The sequence below is a fragment of the Pectobacterium sp. IFB5596 genome (genome assembly GCF_021432585.1).
In the GTDB taxonomy this organism is placed as follows: domain Bacteria; phylum Pseudomonadota; class Gammaproteobacteria; order Enterobacterales; family Enterobacteriaceae; genus Pectobacterium; species Pectobacterium punjabense.
Genome location: NZ_LXFY01000030.1, coordinates 38168 through 52515, shown reverse-complemented (window position 1 = coordinate 52515; position 14348 = coordinate 38168). Strand labels below are relative to the sequence as shown.

The following is a 14348-nucleotide window of genomic DNA, read 5'->3' as shown; positions in this document are numbered from 1 at the left end:
TTTATGTCTGTTTGTCTAACTGGCAAAAATATCCAGACCTTTCTCGTTGATTATATTGAGAAGACGTAGCGCGGCCCCTGAGGGTTTTTTCTCATTTCGTTCCCATTTTGAGACGCTCTCAACGGACATATTGAGAGCGTAAGCTAAAGAAGATTGCGACATTTTATAGCGGGAACGCATGTTCTGAATGTCTGCACCGCTCATTGCGTGAGCTTGTTCAATGCGTTCACGGAATTCCCTTGCTGCAACTCGATTATTGATGCGTTCCATCGTGGTATCAGTGATACCCCCATGTTCATGCAGGCTTTTCGCCATTTCCTGTAGCTCTTTCATCTTTGCAGCCATCGCATTCCACCTCTCGTAGTTCTTTCACTTTTACTAATTGAGCTATTTGTTGAACGGTGAGTTGAAATAGGTCACCAGCAATGTCTTTATAAACAGCCAGCTCATCATCTTGAATTTCTTTAACGCCTTTCCTGACCTGATTTTTTTTCCATCCATCGGCAAAAAATAGATTAGAGCCCAGCTTGAAAAAGATGATTGTTCTGGCTCCTGCACTCTTTCCGGCATTCAATGCAATTCGTTTTTTAAGCACGCCACCGCCAAGGTCACCCTCAAAACGGCCATTCATCACCTCATGAGCAATCTTACAAAGATAACTATCAGAAAGGATTTCGCTTTTTAGTTTTTTATCGAAGAGCTTAGTTGTGTATACCGCCACGGTTAATCCTTAAACATGACTAGTAATAATAACTATAGTCTAAATTACAGGTTTTCTGCAACGAGCGTGATGTTCCGGTGTGTAGCATTTTTGTACACGTCATGTAGGGTTGTAGAGAGATTCACTACACAGGCATGATGATGAAACCTGAAACTAAAGAAGCACGAATCACTATTCGGGCCAAAGTCTCCCAGCGGGATTTGATCGATATGGCTGCAAACCTTGTGTCAAAATCACGTACCGACTTTATGCTTGAAGCAGCCTGCCGCAAGGCGCAGGACATCTTGTTGGATCAACGTTTGTTTATTTTGGATAACGAACAGTTTGACGAATTTTTGGCCGAGTTGGATGCGCCTATCACCGCAGAGCGTCAGGCTCGCATTAACGATCTAATGAGCCGCAAATCGCCATGGGAATAACAGCACCAGAGCCATTACTGATAATTGTTCTTGGTGGCATGCTATTTATTGAATACATCCTTATTTAGCCACTTTTTAAATATCAAAAAAGTGGCACATAGGTTCCATTTGCTGATGCAGGATTCGGATGATAAGAAGATCTTCTTCTCGTATGCGGTAGAAAATAGCGTGTTGCCTATGATCGAATCGACGCACACCATTGCTAATTTCAGGGTACTCTTGGCCTATATAAGGGGATTCTGCTAGCAGAATCAGCGTATTCTCTAGCGACTCTGTATAATTGTCAGCCTGACTGATGCCATAGTTGATCAATGTGTACTCAAAGATGCCTGCGAAATCTTCTGCTGCAAGATTAGAGAGTTTATACATTCCGTTCGCGCTTCTTTTTTGCCGCAATTTCACGCAGCGTCAACGAACTTTCTCCACTTTGTTCCCCTGCATAAATCGCTTTTTTCAGAGCCTCTGTTTTGGATTCTTGTTGTTCAAGAAGACGAAGCGCTGACCTGATGACTTCACTGGTAGAACTATAGCGACCGCTATCTATTAATTTGGAGACAAAGTCATCCAGTTGTTCGCCGATCGTAATACTTGTCGTTCTAGGCATAAAAACCTCCTGTGTTATCTATTAACACAGATGGTAGCACAGAACAGCCTACTTAGTAGCCAATAAGAAGACGTTCTTTCCTTGTCACTTTCCTGTCATCTTCCAGTTATTTTTCTGTCACGAGCCCGTGTCATGTTTACCTTCGCATAAAAAACGCCGTGATGATGGCGAACTTAATCGATTGCAGGAGACAGGCATGTTCAACAACACAACTCGTAAAACACATGCTATTCGCACCGCAGCGGCGTGTGTGGCATTCGCGCTGATGAGCGCTGGTGCACAGGCCGCGACAGAAATTCCTTTTTGGCACTCCATGGAAGGCGAGTTAGGGAAAGAAGTGAATTCTCTGGCTGACCGTTTTAACCAAGCACACAGCGATGTAAAAATTGTACCGGTCTACAAAGGCAACTATGAGCAGAACCTGGCTGCCGGGATCGCGGCCTATCGCGCGGGGAATGCGCCCGCCATTTTGCAGGTCTATGAAGTCGGTACCGCCACCATGATGGCAAGTAAAGCCATCAAACCTGTCTATGAAGTGTTCAAAGACGCCGGCATTAATTTCGATGAGTCGGTGTTTGTGCCGACAGTCTCCGGTTATTACACCGATGCGAAGAGCGGCCACCTGCTGTCGCAGCCATTTAACAGCTCGACCCCTGTGCTGTACTACAACAAAGATGCCTTCAAGAAGGCTGGTTTAGATCCAGAGCAGCCGCCGAAAACCTGGCAGCAGATGGCGGAATACACCGCCAAATTGCGTGCTGCTGGGATGAAGTGTGGCTACGCCAGTGGTTGGCAGGGTTGGATTCAGATTGAAAACTTCAGCGCCTGGAACGGTCTGCCTGTCGCGACCAAGAACAACGGTTTTGACGGCACCGATGCGGTACTGGAGTTCAATAAACCTACGCAGGTCAAACATATCCAGCTGTTGCAGGACATGAACAAGAAAGGTGATTTCACCTACTTCGGGCGCAAGGATGAGCCGACCGAGAAGTTCTACAACGGCGAATGTGCCATGACGACCGCATCTTCCGGTTCGCTGGCAAATATTCGGGAACACGCCAAGTTCAACTATGGCGTTGGTATGATGCCATATGACGCCGATGCGAAAGGCGCACCGCAGAACGCGATTATCGGCGGAGCAAGCCTGTGGGTGATGGGCGGTAAAGATGCCGCGACCTACAAAGGCGTCGCTGAGTTTATGAAGTTCTTGGCCGAGCCGGAAAACGCTGCCGAATGGCACCAGAAAACCGGTTACTTGCCGATCACTACGGCGGCGTATGAGCTGACGCAGAAGCAGGGCTTCTATGAGAAAAACCCTGGTGCAGATATCGCTACGCGTCAGATGTTGAACAAGCCACCGTTGGCGTTCACCAAAGGTCTACGTTTGGGCAATATGCCGCAAATTCGTACCGTCGTGGATGAAGAATTAGAAAGCGTATGGACAGGTAAGAAGACGCCACAACAGGCGTTGGATAGCGCGGTAGAACGCGGTAACGCGCTGCTGCGTCGCTTCGAGCAGTCAACGAAGTAATACGTCATCGTTGAGTAATACCGGGCCGAAGGGAATCGGCCTGTTTCTTTTCTGTTTGCAATGAGTTACCGCATGACAACATCCCGCCCCGTTTTTCGCAGCAGTTGGTTGCCCTATGTGCTGGTGCTGCCGCAACTGCTGATTACCGTGATTTTCTTTATCTGGCCTGCTGGTCAGGCGCTGTGGTATTCGGTGCAGAATCTGGACCCGTTTGGGCTATCCAGTGAGTTCGTCGGCATGGAAAACTTCAGACAGCTGTTCAATAACCCCTACTACCTCGATTCGTTTTACACCACGCTGATATTCAGTTTTCTGGTGGCCGGGTTTGGCATGCTGATTTCACTCTTTCTGGCCGCACTGGTGGATTATGTCATTCGTGCCAGCCGCCTGTATCAGACGTTAATCATCCTGCCCTATGCTGTGGCGCCTGCCGTCGCTGCCGTGCTGTGGATGTTTCTGTTTAACCCCGGACTCGGGCTGATTACCCATTTTCTCGGACTGCTGGGCTATACGTGGAATCACGCGCAGCACAGCGGGCAGGCGATGTTTTTAGTCGTACTGGCGTCAATCTGGAAACAGATTAGCTATAACTTCCTGTTCTTCCTCGCTGCGCTGCAATCGATCCCCCGTTCGCTAGTGGAAGCGGGTGCGATTGATGGCGCTGGACCCGTACGGCGGTTCTTCAATCTGGTACTGCCGATGATCTCGCCGGTGAGCTTCTTCTTGCTGGTGGTCAATCTGGTCTATGCCTTTTTCGATACCTTCCCGATTATTGATGCCGCGACGGCCGGTGGGCCAGTGCAGTCGACGACCACGCTGATCTACAAGATTTATCGCGAAGGTTTTGCAGGGCTGGATCTGTCCAGTTCGGCGGCGCAGTCGGTGATCTTGATGCTGTTGGTTATCGGGTTGACCGTTATTCAATTCCGGTTTGTTGAACGGAAGGTGAATTATCAATGAAGGTGAATCTATGAAGGTCAATGGCAATGATTGAGAATCGTCGCGGGTTAGATATTTTCAGCCACGTCATGCTGATCGTCGGCATTCTCGCCGTACTGTTTCCGCTGTACGTGGGGTTTGTCGCTGCCACGCTGGATAATCAGGAAGTCTTTCAGGCGCCGATGACGCTCATCCCCGGTGCTCACCTGTGGGAAAACCTGCGTTACATCTGGCTGCACGGCGCGGGCAACAACACCACGCCGTTCGGGCTGATGTTGCTCAACAGCTTCGTGATGGCGCTGGCGATTACGGTAGGCAAAATTACCGTTTCTATCCTGTCCGCTTACGCCATCGTTTATTTTCGTTTTCCGCTACGCAGCCTGTTCTTCTGGATGATTTTCCTGACGCTGATGTTGCCGGTGGAAGTACGTATTTTCCCAACGGTGGAAGTGATTGCGCGGCTCGACATGATGGATAGCTATACCGGTTTAACGCTGCCGCTAATGGCCTCAGCGACCGCCACCTTTCTATTTCGCCAGTTCTTTATGACGCTGCCGGATGAACTGATGGAAGCGGCGCGTATCGACGGTGCCAGCCCGATGCGTTTCTTCTTCGACATGGTACTTCCGTTGTCGAAAACCAATCTGGCGGCGCTGTTTGTGATCACGTTCATCTACGGCTGGAACCAGTACCTGTGGCCGCTGCTGATTGTCAGCGATGCCAATCTGGGTACGGCGGTCGCCGGGATTAAAAGCATGATTGCCTCCGGCGATGGGGCCACGCAGTGGAATCAGGTAATGGCGGCCATGCTGCTGACCATGTTGCCGCCGCTGCTGGTTGTGCTACTGATGCAGCGCTGGTTCGTTCGCGGTCTGGTCGACAGCGAAAAATAAATCGAGACGAATTTCGGAAACGCTTATGGCATGTTTAAAACTTCAAGCCGTCACCAAGTCTTACGATGGCAAAACACAGATTATCCAACCTATCGATCTGGACGTCGCGGACGGCGAATTCGTCGTGATGGTGGGGCCGTCGGGCTGTGGTAAATCGACGCTATTACGCATGGTGGCGGGCCTTGAACGCACCACCAGCGGCGATATTTATATCGATAACCAGCGGGTCACCGATCTGGAACCGAAAGATCGCGGTATTGCGATGGTGTTTCAGAACTATGCGCTTTATCCGCACATGAACGTGTTCGACAATATGGCTTACGGCCTAAAAATCCGTGGCTTCGGCAAAACACAGATTCGTGAACGGGTAGAAGACGCGGCACGCATTCTGGAACTGATGCCGCTGTTGCAACGCAAACCGCGTGAGCTATCAGGCGGCCAGCGTCAGCGCGTGGCGATGGGGCGGGCGATTGTGCGTGAACCGGCGGTGTTCCTGTTCGACGAACCGTTGTCGAATCTGGATGCCAAACTGCGCGTGCAGATGCGACTGGAATTACAGCAACTGCACCAGCGCCTGAAAACTACCAGCCTGTACGTCACGCACGATCAGGTCGAAGCGATGACGCTGGCGCAGCGCGTCATCGTGATGAACAAAGGGATTGCCGAACAAATTGGCGCACCGGCTGATATTTATCGTCGTCCGGCCTCGCTGTTCGTGGCCAGCTTTATTGGTTCACCGGCGATGAACCTGTGGTCGGGGCGCATTAGCGATGACGGTTGCCGCTTTGAAATCGGTGAAGACATCGCGTTGGCGCTACCTGAACCGAAGCCGCAGTGGCGTGGTAAAGCATTGACGCTGGGGGTACGCCCAGAGCATATTCAGCTGGCGACGCGCGAAACGGGCGGTATCCCGTTGCAGATTTCAACACTCGAACTGCTGGGCGCGGACAATTTAGCGCACGGTAAGTGGGGCGGACAAAACGTGATCGCGCGACTCTCTTATGAGCTCTGTCCCGCTATTGGCTCGACGCTTTGGCTGCATTTGCCAACATCATCATGGCACCTGTTTGATTCGCAAAGCGGATTACGGATGGAATAATGGAAATAATCTGGCCTTACCCGAGCATCGTCGCCCACCGCGGCGGTGGCTCACTGGCACCGGAAAACACGCTGGCGGCGATTGATGTTGGTGCCAGCCTCGGTCATAAGATGATCGAGTTTGACGCCAAGCTGTCGCAGGACGGCCAGATTTTCCTCCTGCACGACGACACGCTTGAGCGCACCAGCAACGGCTGGGGCATTGCAGGAGAACTGCCGTGGGACAAGCTGGTCGGGCTGGATGTCGGCGGCTGGTACGGTCATAAATTTGTTGGTGAACGTCTGCCGCTGCTATCGGAAGTGGCAAAACGCTGTGTGCAGTACGGCATGGCGGCCAATATCGAGATTAAACCTACTACCGGATATGAAACCGAAACCGGGCGGGTGATTGCGCTGGCAGCGCGTCAGCTGTGGGCCGATCATCCGGCAGCACCGCTGCTGTCCTCGTTCTCTATCGAAGCCCTGGAAGCGGCGCAGCAGGCGGTGCCAGAACTGCCGCGTGGGCTGCTGCTGGATGAGTGGGAAGAGGACTGGCTGGCGTTAACGCAGCGTCTGGGGTGTGTGTCCATTCATCTGAATCACAAACTGCTGACGGCAGAACGTGTTGCGGCGCTGAAAGCGGCGGGTTTGCGCATTCTGGTTTATACCGTTAACCAACCTGATCGCGCGCAAACTTTGCTGGATTGGGGCGTTGACTGCATCTGTACTGACCGGATAGATTTAATTGGGGCTAACTTCGCGACCGGCTGAGGTCTGCCTTATACCCGTAATAGCGTGCTGCGGCGATATTGATATCGTCGCAATAAAGATAATGCGGCGATCCTCTTTCTGACTCGGTGCCGGTAATAAGGAAGTGGCGTCATGCCCGCATTTATTGTTTCGCTTTGGCACCAGATTTTTCTGTCGTTACCCCTCTTTGTTCTTATCGCACTCGGCTATAGCCTGATTCGCTACGGTAAATGGCCGACCACCGTGACCGACGGTATGACACGCTTTGTCTTCTCTGTGGCGATGCCCGCCATGCTGTTCCGTCTGATGTCGGATTTTTCCAAACGCCCGGTGGTGGATGCCCGGTTACTGATCGCCTTTTTCGGTGGTTGCCTGTTGGTGTTTGTCTTAGGCCGCATCGTGGCGCGCAAGGTCTTTCATCTTGATGGCGTCTCTGGCTCGCTGTTTGCGCTGAGCGGCATCTTCTCTAACAACGTGATGCTGGGGCTGCCGATTGCCACACTGATGCTCGGTGAAGAGTCGATCCCGTCGGTCGCGCTGGTAGTGGTGTTTAACGGGCTAATCTTGTGGACATTGGTGACGGTATCGGTGGAATGGGCGCGTAACGGCGCGCTGTCGCTGCAAGGCTTTACCAAAACCGCACTGGGCGTGCTGAAGAACCCGCTGATTATCGGCATTCTGTCTGGTACGGCGTTCAGCCTGACCGGCTTGCCGCTGCCGTCGTACGTCGATCAGCCGCTTTCCATGCTGGGGCAGATTGCCGCACCGCTGTCGCTGGTGGCGCTGGGGATGGGGCTGGCGGAATACCGCGTGCGTGACGGTTGGCAGATTAGTACAGCGATTTGTACCATCAAGCTGTTGGTACAACCGCTGGTGATCTGGGGGATTGCTATCGCTCTCGGCCTGCCGGAAATGGAGACGCGTTCGGTCGTCCTGCTGGGATCGATGGCGGTGGGCGTCAACGTCTATTTGATGTCGCGCCAGTTCGATGTACTGGGCGGCCCGGTGGCATCAAGCCTGCTGCTCTCAACGGCGATGGCGGCATTAACCACGCCGTTGATTCTGACGCTGATGGGTGTGCGGTTATAAGGCCGCAGTAGCCTCAGGGGTTCTGCTTAATTGGCGGTGGCGGCGTGGTTCTTTGTGAGCGCTCTAGATCCTTCTGTAGCTGCTGCTGGCGCTGTTGCTGCAACTGCTGGTTACGCTGCTGGAGCTGCTGATTCAACTGTTGCTGCTGCAATTTTTGGCTCTGCTGCATACTTTGCTGTAGCTGTTTCTGGCTACTGATGCCATTTTCAAACTGCTGCTGAGGCGTGGGCGCTTGTGTCGCGTTGGCGTTTGCCAGCAGTGGCAGGCCGAGCAGAGCCGCACAGGCCAATAATGTCTTAGGGTGTTTCATTAAACCTCCACACAGGCTGTATGCCCGCATCGTGTTTTCATCAGTGCATTAGCCTGATGTGTTTCATTAAGTGTAATCGCTGTGGATGAAAACGTCGTGCAGAGTAATCCGCATTCCTGTGTGCGCAGGCTTTGGGTCGCTCCGTTGGAATGCGTTATACTGCGACGGAATTTTTCTTCGTGGTTGACGTTATCTCATGTTCCATATCGCGCTCTATGAACCGCAAATTGCACCAAACACCGGCAATATTATCCGATTAGCTGCCAACAACGGCTGTACGCTTCATTTGATCGAACCGCTTGGGTTTGATTTTGAAGAGAAGAAACTGCGCCGTGCAGGGCTGGATTACCACGATCTGGCGAAGGTCAGCCGTCATAAGAACTATCAGGATTTTCTGGCCGCAATTCCCGGCCAGCGCATTTTCGCCTGTACGACCAAAGGCAGTCGTCCCTATGACCAGCCGACGTATCAGCCGGGCGATGTGCTGCTGTTTGGATCGGAAACGTCCGGCCTGCCAGACGAGATCCGCAACGGCTTCGAATCGGATTTCCGTATCCGTATTCCCATGCAGTCCGATAGCCGCAGCCTGAATCTGTCCAATGCAGTGGCAATTATCAGCTACGAAGCCTGGCGGCAGAATGGCTTCGGTGGCTGTCTGTAGTTATATCTGTCTGTAGTTATAGCTGCCTGTAGTGATGGATAACTACTCCGCTTTACTGCTGCGCGGTGGTGATTTCTTCGTCGTAGGGTTGACCAAAAACACCACTTCCCCGCGATAATACGGTGAAGTGGCAAGGCGCTGCTGCCACTGTTTTTCCCATTTGCCGTTTTGTACCAGCCCTAGGCGGAAAGGCAGGGTCAGCTTCATCAGCGCGGGCAGGTACTCGGCGTAGTTGGTAATCGTGTTGCGCCCCTGATAAGTTTGCACCACTACCTCGTCCAATTTGCCCTGTAAGCGGTTCAGTGCAGAGACATCCCCCGTTTTCGACCAGTCAAGCAGCCCGGTAATACTGAGTTGACAATCTTCGGGTAAACGCGCGCGCAATTGCGTTAGAAATGCGACATAGCCTGCCAATTGATAACTTTTCGCGTCAAAATCTATCTGAATTCCGACGACTTGATTACCGTGGCGTTGCCACTTTTCCCGTAACTTTAGCATCCGGTTCAGATGGCGATCGGAAAGCTCCAGTGTGGTCATACGGAAAGCCAGCCAGACGCGCTTAACGCGTAGTTGGCTGGGTGGAACCCCTTGTCGCAGGAAAACGACGCTACCCTGACGGCGGGCGACTTCTCCCTGATGCAGGTACAGCGTCTGTGTCTGATGCAGAACCTGTTGTGGCCGCACAGCGGCCCACAGCCAAAAATCCTGATAGCGTGTCGCGTCGACGGTGGCATTCGCCACGTTGACGGTTGAAGGTGCAGCGTTAACGGAAGCGGCCTGCGTACAGAACGAAAGCAGGCAGGCCAGCACGATTGACGGCGTTACCAGTAATAATCGAGCTTTTCTGCCCACACGCTGCCTTTGTATTTGGTTTTCAGTTGAGTAAACCAGGCTTTGCGGGTTGCCTTGCTGATTTCCTGTGGGCCACAGTCGTTATAGCCACTCGGTGCATAGCAGTAGACCGCGCGATACAAGGCATAGGTTTTGTCTTCCGGCGGCGCTTTGGGATCGGCGATCACCTTCATATAACCATCCAGGCGGTTATATTCGGCACCGACGAATTGCGTTGGCGCATTGGTGAGTCCGCTCAACATACTGCCTTCACCCCAGTCGAAGCCCACGCTGTTATTGGTACGCAGAAAGAACTCGCCGAGGCAGTTAATCGCACGGGCGTCATTGGGGCGTTGATTCAGCGTCGCAACCACGCTATTCAGCGCCGGGCATTGATAGTCTTCCTCGGTGTCGCTGCCGTCCCAATCAAAGGCCGTTAGATCTTCCTGATTCCAGCTTTGATTTTCGCTGCTGACCAGCGGCGGGATGTCTTTTCGCAACTGAACATCTTGGAGATAGCTGGCGTAATCACCGTGGGTCAGTGATTTTGTTAGCAGGGTATGCAGCGCAATCGCTCGTTCCTCATGGCTCTGCTGCGGGCCTGTCTGCTGACGGAGTAGAGCCGCGTTGGCGCTAACTTTGAGCACAGCAGAACGGAAACGTAGGTTTTTCACTGGGCTATCGGCAGCAAAAATGCGCTCTGGGTGGCCCGCTTTGACCAGCGTTTCTGCCAAGGCTAATTGCAGGAACTGATTTTGCGTGTACCCCATTTTATGCGTTAACAGCTGACGCCAGTGCGCTTCAGCCTCATCCCAGCGTTCCAGACGTACCAGCGCTCGACCGCGTAATACTTGTAGGCTGAAACGTACGGTATCGGTCAGATCGTTTGCCTGTGTGGCGGGAACGCTGTTAACCACGGCCGCGTAGTCTTTTTGGCCATAAAACAGCTGGGCGGCCAGGAGGTAGCTGAACGCTTCCTGCATGCTGTCTTGCTCAAACAGCGGTTTCTGCGCGGCCAGTTCGTCGGCGGATAAGGTGGGTAATGCCAGCCAGCCTTCGTCTGAACGCAGGCGTTTGAGATCTTGCACCATCGTCAACGGCGCGCTGCCCGATGCGCTGGTGAACTGCCGATTTTCCAGCAGCTTGTTGTCGATTTCGTCGCTTAATTCAAGGAGGGTTTCGATATCGGCGGTGTTGTCCAGCGCATGTTGGTACGTTTTCGCTAAGGCATCCATATCGTTCATGATCCAGTAAGCGCGGCGATATAGTCCGTCAGCGGAATCGATGTATTGCCCCTCTGGATACTGTTTCAGATAATCATCAATACGCTTAACAGCCAACTGTGCAGTGTCTTTATCGGCTTTACTGGCGTCGAACATGTTGTACTCATCTAACGCGTTCTCCATGGCTTTATTGATTGCCACGCGAATCAACATGTAGCGCGAGGTTTCCGCCACCCACGGCTGTGATGAAGACGTTAACGCCTGAAAGCCGCTTTCCGCCTCATCAAAGTGACCCTGATAGAACGCCAGCGCCGCGAACAGATATTGCATGAGCGCGCCGGCATGTCCTTCGTCCGGTAGGCTGACAAGACCCTCGTTCAGCGCCTCTTTGGTATACAACGGGTTGAGGAGATTTACCCGCTGATGTGCCAGCAGCGTGCGTTGTTCCTCGGTGAGCTGTTTGTCTGCCAACAGGACGTCAAAAAATGCTTCTAATGTGGAGAGCGCATTGGAAATATGCCGTCCTTCGTTGTCGTCAGGCGAAAACGTGGAGAGGGTGCCCTGAACGGATAAAGGAAGATTCAGTTGCTTCGCTTTGTTGAGCGTCGAGAGGTAAGGTGCATCAGCCGTGACATCTTCTCCTGCCTCTGACGTCTGAGGTGTTTCCGTCGCCGCAATCCCCATGACCCGATACGCCGTGAAAGGGTCGATACGTGAACGCGTTTGATCCGGCAACGGATGGGGTAACGGCAGCGACATGTTGTGGAGGCGGCTTTGCAGCAGCATCAGATTAGCGCGTGTGTCGTTGCCCGGCTGCAAATAGGGCAGAGCGGATACGCCACATTCCGAGTCGGAAAAACCGCAAACTCCGTCGCTGGAACTGAATGCCTGACTGCTCATTAACGTGGTCAACACGCCAGCTAGCAGCGTTACTCCTTTCATGGTTGGTATCCTTCATTCAACACGGGTCTTGCCTGTTTTCGGCATGAGTGCGATCACTCTACGCAATCGCGTAAAAAACTCAATGCTGGGGAGATAAACAGAACGTGACAGGTGCCCGTGTTGGGCACCTGAGAGGATGTCGCGGTAGGAAAGAGGTTGTGCGATTTACCGTTGATGCAACGGTAGCCAGATGATTAAGCGCAATCCACCCAGTGGGCTGTCTTCCGCTTTTACCCACCCTTTGTGCTGCGTAATCGCGGTTTCCACAATAGCGAGCCCCAAACCGCTACCGCCAGATTCGCGGTCACGCGCTTCATCGGTACGGTAGAAGGGGCGGAAAATCTGTTCACGATCTTCCGGGCTAACGCCGGGGCCGTCATCATCCACTTTGATGGTGATGCCCTGATTATCCACCGAAAAAGCCACTTCGATGTGGTTGTGAGAATAACGCAGCGCGTTGCGCACGATATTCTCCAGCGCACTGTCGAGCGAGGCCGGGTTACCGAAGAGCGTCCAGGGGCCTGGAGGGTAAGGGACTTCCAGCGTTTTACCCATCTGCTCGGCTTCAAAAGCTGCATCGTCTAGCACATTGCCCCACAGTTCATCAGCATGCAGGAACTCGCGGGTCAGTTCATTCTTGTGCTGATTGCGCGACAGCACCAGCAGGTCGTTAATCATGCTGTCGAGCCGCTGGGTTTCCGTCTCGATGCGGTTCAGTTCATTGCCTTCTCCCTGACGCCGACGCAGTAGCGCCGTTGCCAACTGCAAGCGCGTCAGCGGCGTCCGCAGTTCGTGCGAGATATCAGACAGCAGACGTTGCTGTGCGGTCACCATCCGTTCCAGCGCACTGACCATTTGGTTAAAGCTGACGCCCGTCGCCTGAAACTCCTGCGGGCCAGATTCCAATTCAGGATGCTGACGTAAATTACCTTTGGCGACTTCATCGGCGGCGTGCTTGAGCTTACGCGCGGGTTTCGCCAGGCTCCAGGCGAGCCAAAGCAAGAGCGGTGAACTGATTAACATGGTGAAGATCAGTAGCAGCAAAGGACGGTCAAACAACAGGCTAATGAAATCGGACTGCGGGCTGCTGGCAGGACGAATCAGATAAAGCTGGTAGTTGTCATCACCATCGCGGATCGCAAAAGGACCGAGAAGCTCAATGCGGCCGTAATTTTTCTTTTGTGGATGATCGGCGTTATCCGACAACCCGATAAAATTACGCACGATCGGGGTTTCATGCTTCTCTGCGCCAAAGATCCGGCCTTCGCTGGTGACCAGAAAAAGGCGCTGCCCCGGTGGAGCCCACTTCTCCAACACCCAGAACAGTCGTAGCCACCAGCGCAGATCGTTGGCAGGGGTGTTGGCGAGGTCTGCTTCAATGTGCTGTTCCAGCATGATGCCCTGCCGCTGCTCGTTTTCCAGCAGGGCGGTAAGCTGGCGCGAGTCCAGCTTGGGCACCATCAGAACCAGCATGAGTACCAGCGCCAGCGTTAACCAAAAAATGGCAAAGATACGGGCGGTCAAACTATTGATCATGCAGCCGATACCATCAAATAGCCTCGTCCACGCAGCGTTTTAAACCAGGGCAAGCTGTCTTTACGCTCTGGCAATTTACGCCGTAGGTTCGAGATATGCATATCGATCGCACGGTCAAACGGCGTCAGCCGTTTCCCCAGAACTTCCTGACTTAAATGCTCGCGGGAAACCACCTGTCCTAACCGCTGCGCCAGCAGATAGAGCAGCGTGAATTCGGTGCCTGTCAAATCCAGTACAACATCGTCAAAGCTGGCTTCCTGCCGTCCGGGATTCAGACGCAGGCCATCGACTTCCAGCGTTGGCGCGCTGTTATCACCCGCCTGCTGTTGATCGGTCCAGTTGGAACGGCGGAGAATCGCGCGAATTCGTGCCACCAGTTCCCTATCGTTAAAGGGTTTCGGCAAATAGTCATCCGCACCCAGCTCCAGGCCAAGAACGCGATCTAACTCACTGCCGCGGGCGGTCAACATGATGACCGGCGTTTGATGCTGCTGTCGTAGTTCTTTTAATGTATCGATACCGTTTTTCTTCGGCATCATTACATCCAGTAATAACAGGTCAATGGTGTTATCTATTATCTGTAACGCCTGCTCGCCGTCGTAGGCGACAACGACGTTAAAACCTTCCATTTCGAGCAACTCTTTCAATAAAGCGGTCAGCTCTTTATCGTCATCAACCAGCAGAATTTTATTCATGTTTTCTCTACCTCCAAGGGCAAAATACGACATAGATTAGCGCTATTCCATGACTTTACGTAGTTTTACATCCTCTGACGCATGTTTGCAGCAAGATGCGTAGACTCATGCTCATTGATTCACAAAA

Annotated in this window: 17 protein-coding genes; 8 read left to right on the top strand and 9 right to left on the bottom strand. The window is 52.7% G+C overall.

The features are described from left to right. Nucleotides 1-15 precede the first annotated feature (15 nt). Nucleotides 16-315: a DNA-binding transcriptional regulator gene (locus A6301_RS18000; RefSeq protein ID WP_234258408.1), complete on the bottom strand. Its 300-nt coding sequence runs from the start codon at nucleotides 313-315 to the stop codon at nucleotides 16-18. After that, nucleotides 296-721, bottom strand: a complete 426-nt coding sequence (locus A6301_RS17995) for a type II toxin-antitoxin system RelE/ParE family toxin (RefSeq protein WP_052235212.1) — start codon at nucleotides 719-721, stop codon at nucleotides 296-298. The genes A6301_RS18000 and A6301_RS17995 overlap by 20 nt, the downstream gene beginning before the upstream one ends. Nucleotides 722-861: 140 nt before the next feature. Here A6301_RS17995 and A6301_RS17990 point away from each other — a divergent pair, with 140 nt between their 5' ends. Next, nucleotides 862-1140 carry a DUF1778 domain-containing protein gene (locus A6301_RS17990; protein WP_234258492.1) on the top strand — a complete coding sequence of 93 codons (279 nt, stop codon included), beginning with the start codon at nucleotides 862-864 and terminating at the stop codon, nucleotides 1138-1140. A gap of 75 nt (nucleotides 1141-1215) precedes the next feature. Here the strand turns inward: A6301_RS17990 and A6301_RS17985 are convergent, their stop codons facing one another. Together A6301_RS17985 and A6301_RS17980 are read right to left on the bottom strand one after the other, a co-directional pair. Continuing rightward, entirely contained in the window at nucleotides 1216-1509 is a 294-nt protein-coding gene (locus tag A6301_RS17985) for a type II toxin-antitoxin system RelE/ParE family toxin (protein ID WP_039308505.1), read from the bottom strand. After that, the gene (locus tag A6301_RS17980; protein ID WP_012772867.1) at nucleotides 1502-1744 is read right to left on the bottom strand and encodes a type II toxin-antitoxin system ParD family antitoxin; all 243 of its coding nucleotides are present in this window, start codon (nucleotides 1742-1744) and stop codon (nucleotides 1502-1504) included. Before A6301_RS17980 ends, A6301_RS17985 begins: the two co-directional genes overlap by 8 nt. Nucleotides 1745-1940: 196 nt before the next feature. On the opposite strand from A6301_RS17980, the gene ugpB reads away from it, so the two are divergent. From ugpB to A6301_RS17950, 6 genes are all read left to right on the top strand, one after another. Further along, entirely contained in the window at nucleotides 1941-3275 is a 1335-nt protein-coding gene (ugpB, locus tag A6301_RS17975) for a sn-glycerol-3-phosphate ABC transporter substrate-binding protein UgpB (protein ID WP_107168670.1), read from the top strand. 72 nt (nucleotides 3276-3347) lie between these two features. Further along, the gene (ugpA, locus tag A6301_RS17970) at nucleotides 3348-4235 is read left to right on the top strand and encodes a sn-glycerol-3-phosphate ABC transporter permease UgpA (protein WP_107168671.1); all 888 of its coding nucleotides are present in this window, start codon (nucleotides 3348-3350) and stop codon (nucleotides 4233-4235) included. Between the two features lie 26 nt (nucleotides 4236-4261). Further along, entirely contained in the window at nucleotides 4262-5107 is an 846-nt protein-coding gene (ugpE, locus tag A6301_RS17965; protein ID WP_107168723.1) for a sn-glycerol-3-phosphate ABC transporter permease UgpE, read from the top strand. Nucleotides 5108-5132: 25 nt separating this feature from the next. Beyond that, nucleotides 5133-6206: a sn-glycerol-3-phosphate import ATP-binding protein UgpC gene (locus tag A6301_RS17960; protein WP_234258407.1), complete on the top strand. Its 1074-nt coding sequence runs from the start codon at nucleotides 5133-5135 to the stop codon at nucleotides 6204-6206. Beyond that, nucleotides 6206-6955, top strand: a complete 750-nt coding sequence (ugpQ, locus tag A6301_RS17955; RefSeq protein WP_205540689.1) for a glycerophosphodiester phosphodiesterase — start codon at nucleotides 6206-6208, stop codon at nucleotides 6953-6955. Before A6301_RS17960 ends, ugpQ begins: the two co-directional genes overlap by 1 nt. 111 nt (nucleotides 6956-7066) lie before the next feature. Then, on the top strand, nucleotides 7067-8023 hold the full coding sequence (locus tag A6301_RS17950) for an AEC family transporter (protein WP_107168674.1): 957 nt from the start codon (nucleotides 7067-7069) through the stop codon (nucleotides 8021-8023). A gap of 13 nt (nucleotides 8024-8036) precedes the next feature. Here A6301_RS17950 and A6301_RS17945 read toward each other — a convergent pair whose 3' ends face one another. After that, nucleotides 8037-8333 carry a hypothetical protein gene (locus A6301_RS17945; RefSeq protein WP_205540690.1) on the bottom strand — a complete coding sequence of 99 codons (297 nt, stop codon included), beginning with the start codon at nucleotides 8331-8333 and terminating at the stop codon, nucleotides 8037-8039. Nucleotides 8334-8529: 196 nt separating this feature from the next. Here A6301_RS17945 and A6301_RS17940 point away from each other — a divergent pair, with 196 nt between their 5' ends. Further along, on the top strand, nucleotides 8530-8994 hold the full coding sequence (locus A6301_RS17940) for a tRNA (cytidine(34)-2'-O)-methyltransferase (protein ID WP_107168676.1): 465 nt from the start codon (nucleotides 8530-8532) through the stop codon (nucleotides 8992-8994). A 42-nt stretch (nucleotides 8995-9036) separates the two neighbouring features. On the opposite strand, the gene A6301_RS17935 is transcribed toward A6301_RS17940, so the two are convergent. The 4 genes from A6301_RS17935 to cpxR form a co-directional block, all read right to left on the bottom strand. Beyond that, entirely contained in the window at nucleotides 9037-9846 is an 810-nt protein-coding gene (locus tag A6301_RS17935) for a DUF3142 domain-containing protein (protein ID WP_234258406.1), read from the bottom strand. Then, the gene (locus A6301_RS17930) at nucleotides 9816-11990 is read right to left on the bottom strand and encodes a hypothetical protein (protein ID WP_234258405.1); all 2175 of its coding nucleotides are present in this window, start codon (nucleotides 11988-11990) and stop codon (nucleotides 9816-9818) included. Before A6301_RS17930 ends, A6301_RS17935 begins: the two co-directional genes overlap by 31 nt. Nucleotides 11991-12155: 165 nt before the next feature. Then, nucleotides 12156-13526, bottom strand: coding sequence for an envelope stress sensor histidine kinase CpxA (gene cpxA / locus A6301_RS17925; RefSeq protein ID WP_107168682.1), 1371 nt, complete (start codon nucleotides 13524-13526; stop codon nucleotides 12156-12158). Beyond that, nucleotides 13523-14221 (bottom strand): envelope stress response regulator transcription factor CpxR, encoded by a 699-nt coding sequence (gene cpxR, locus A6301_RS17920; protein ID WP_107168683.1) that lies wholly within the window; start codon nucleotides 14219-14221, stop codon nucleotides 13523-13525. Before cpxR ends, cpxA begins: the two co-directional genes overlap by 4 nt. Between the last annotated feature and the right edge of the window lie 127 nt (nucleotides 14222-14348).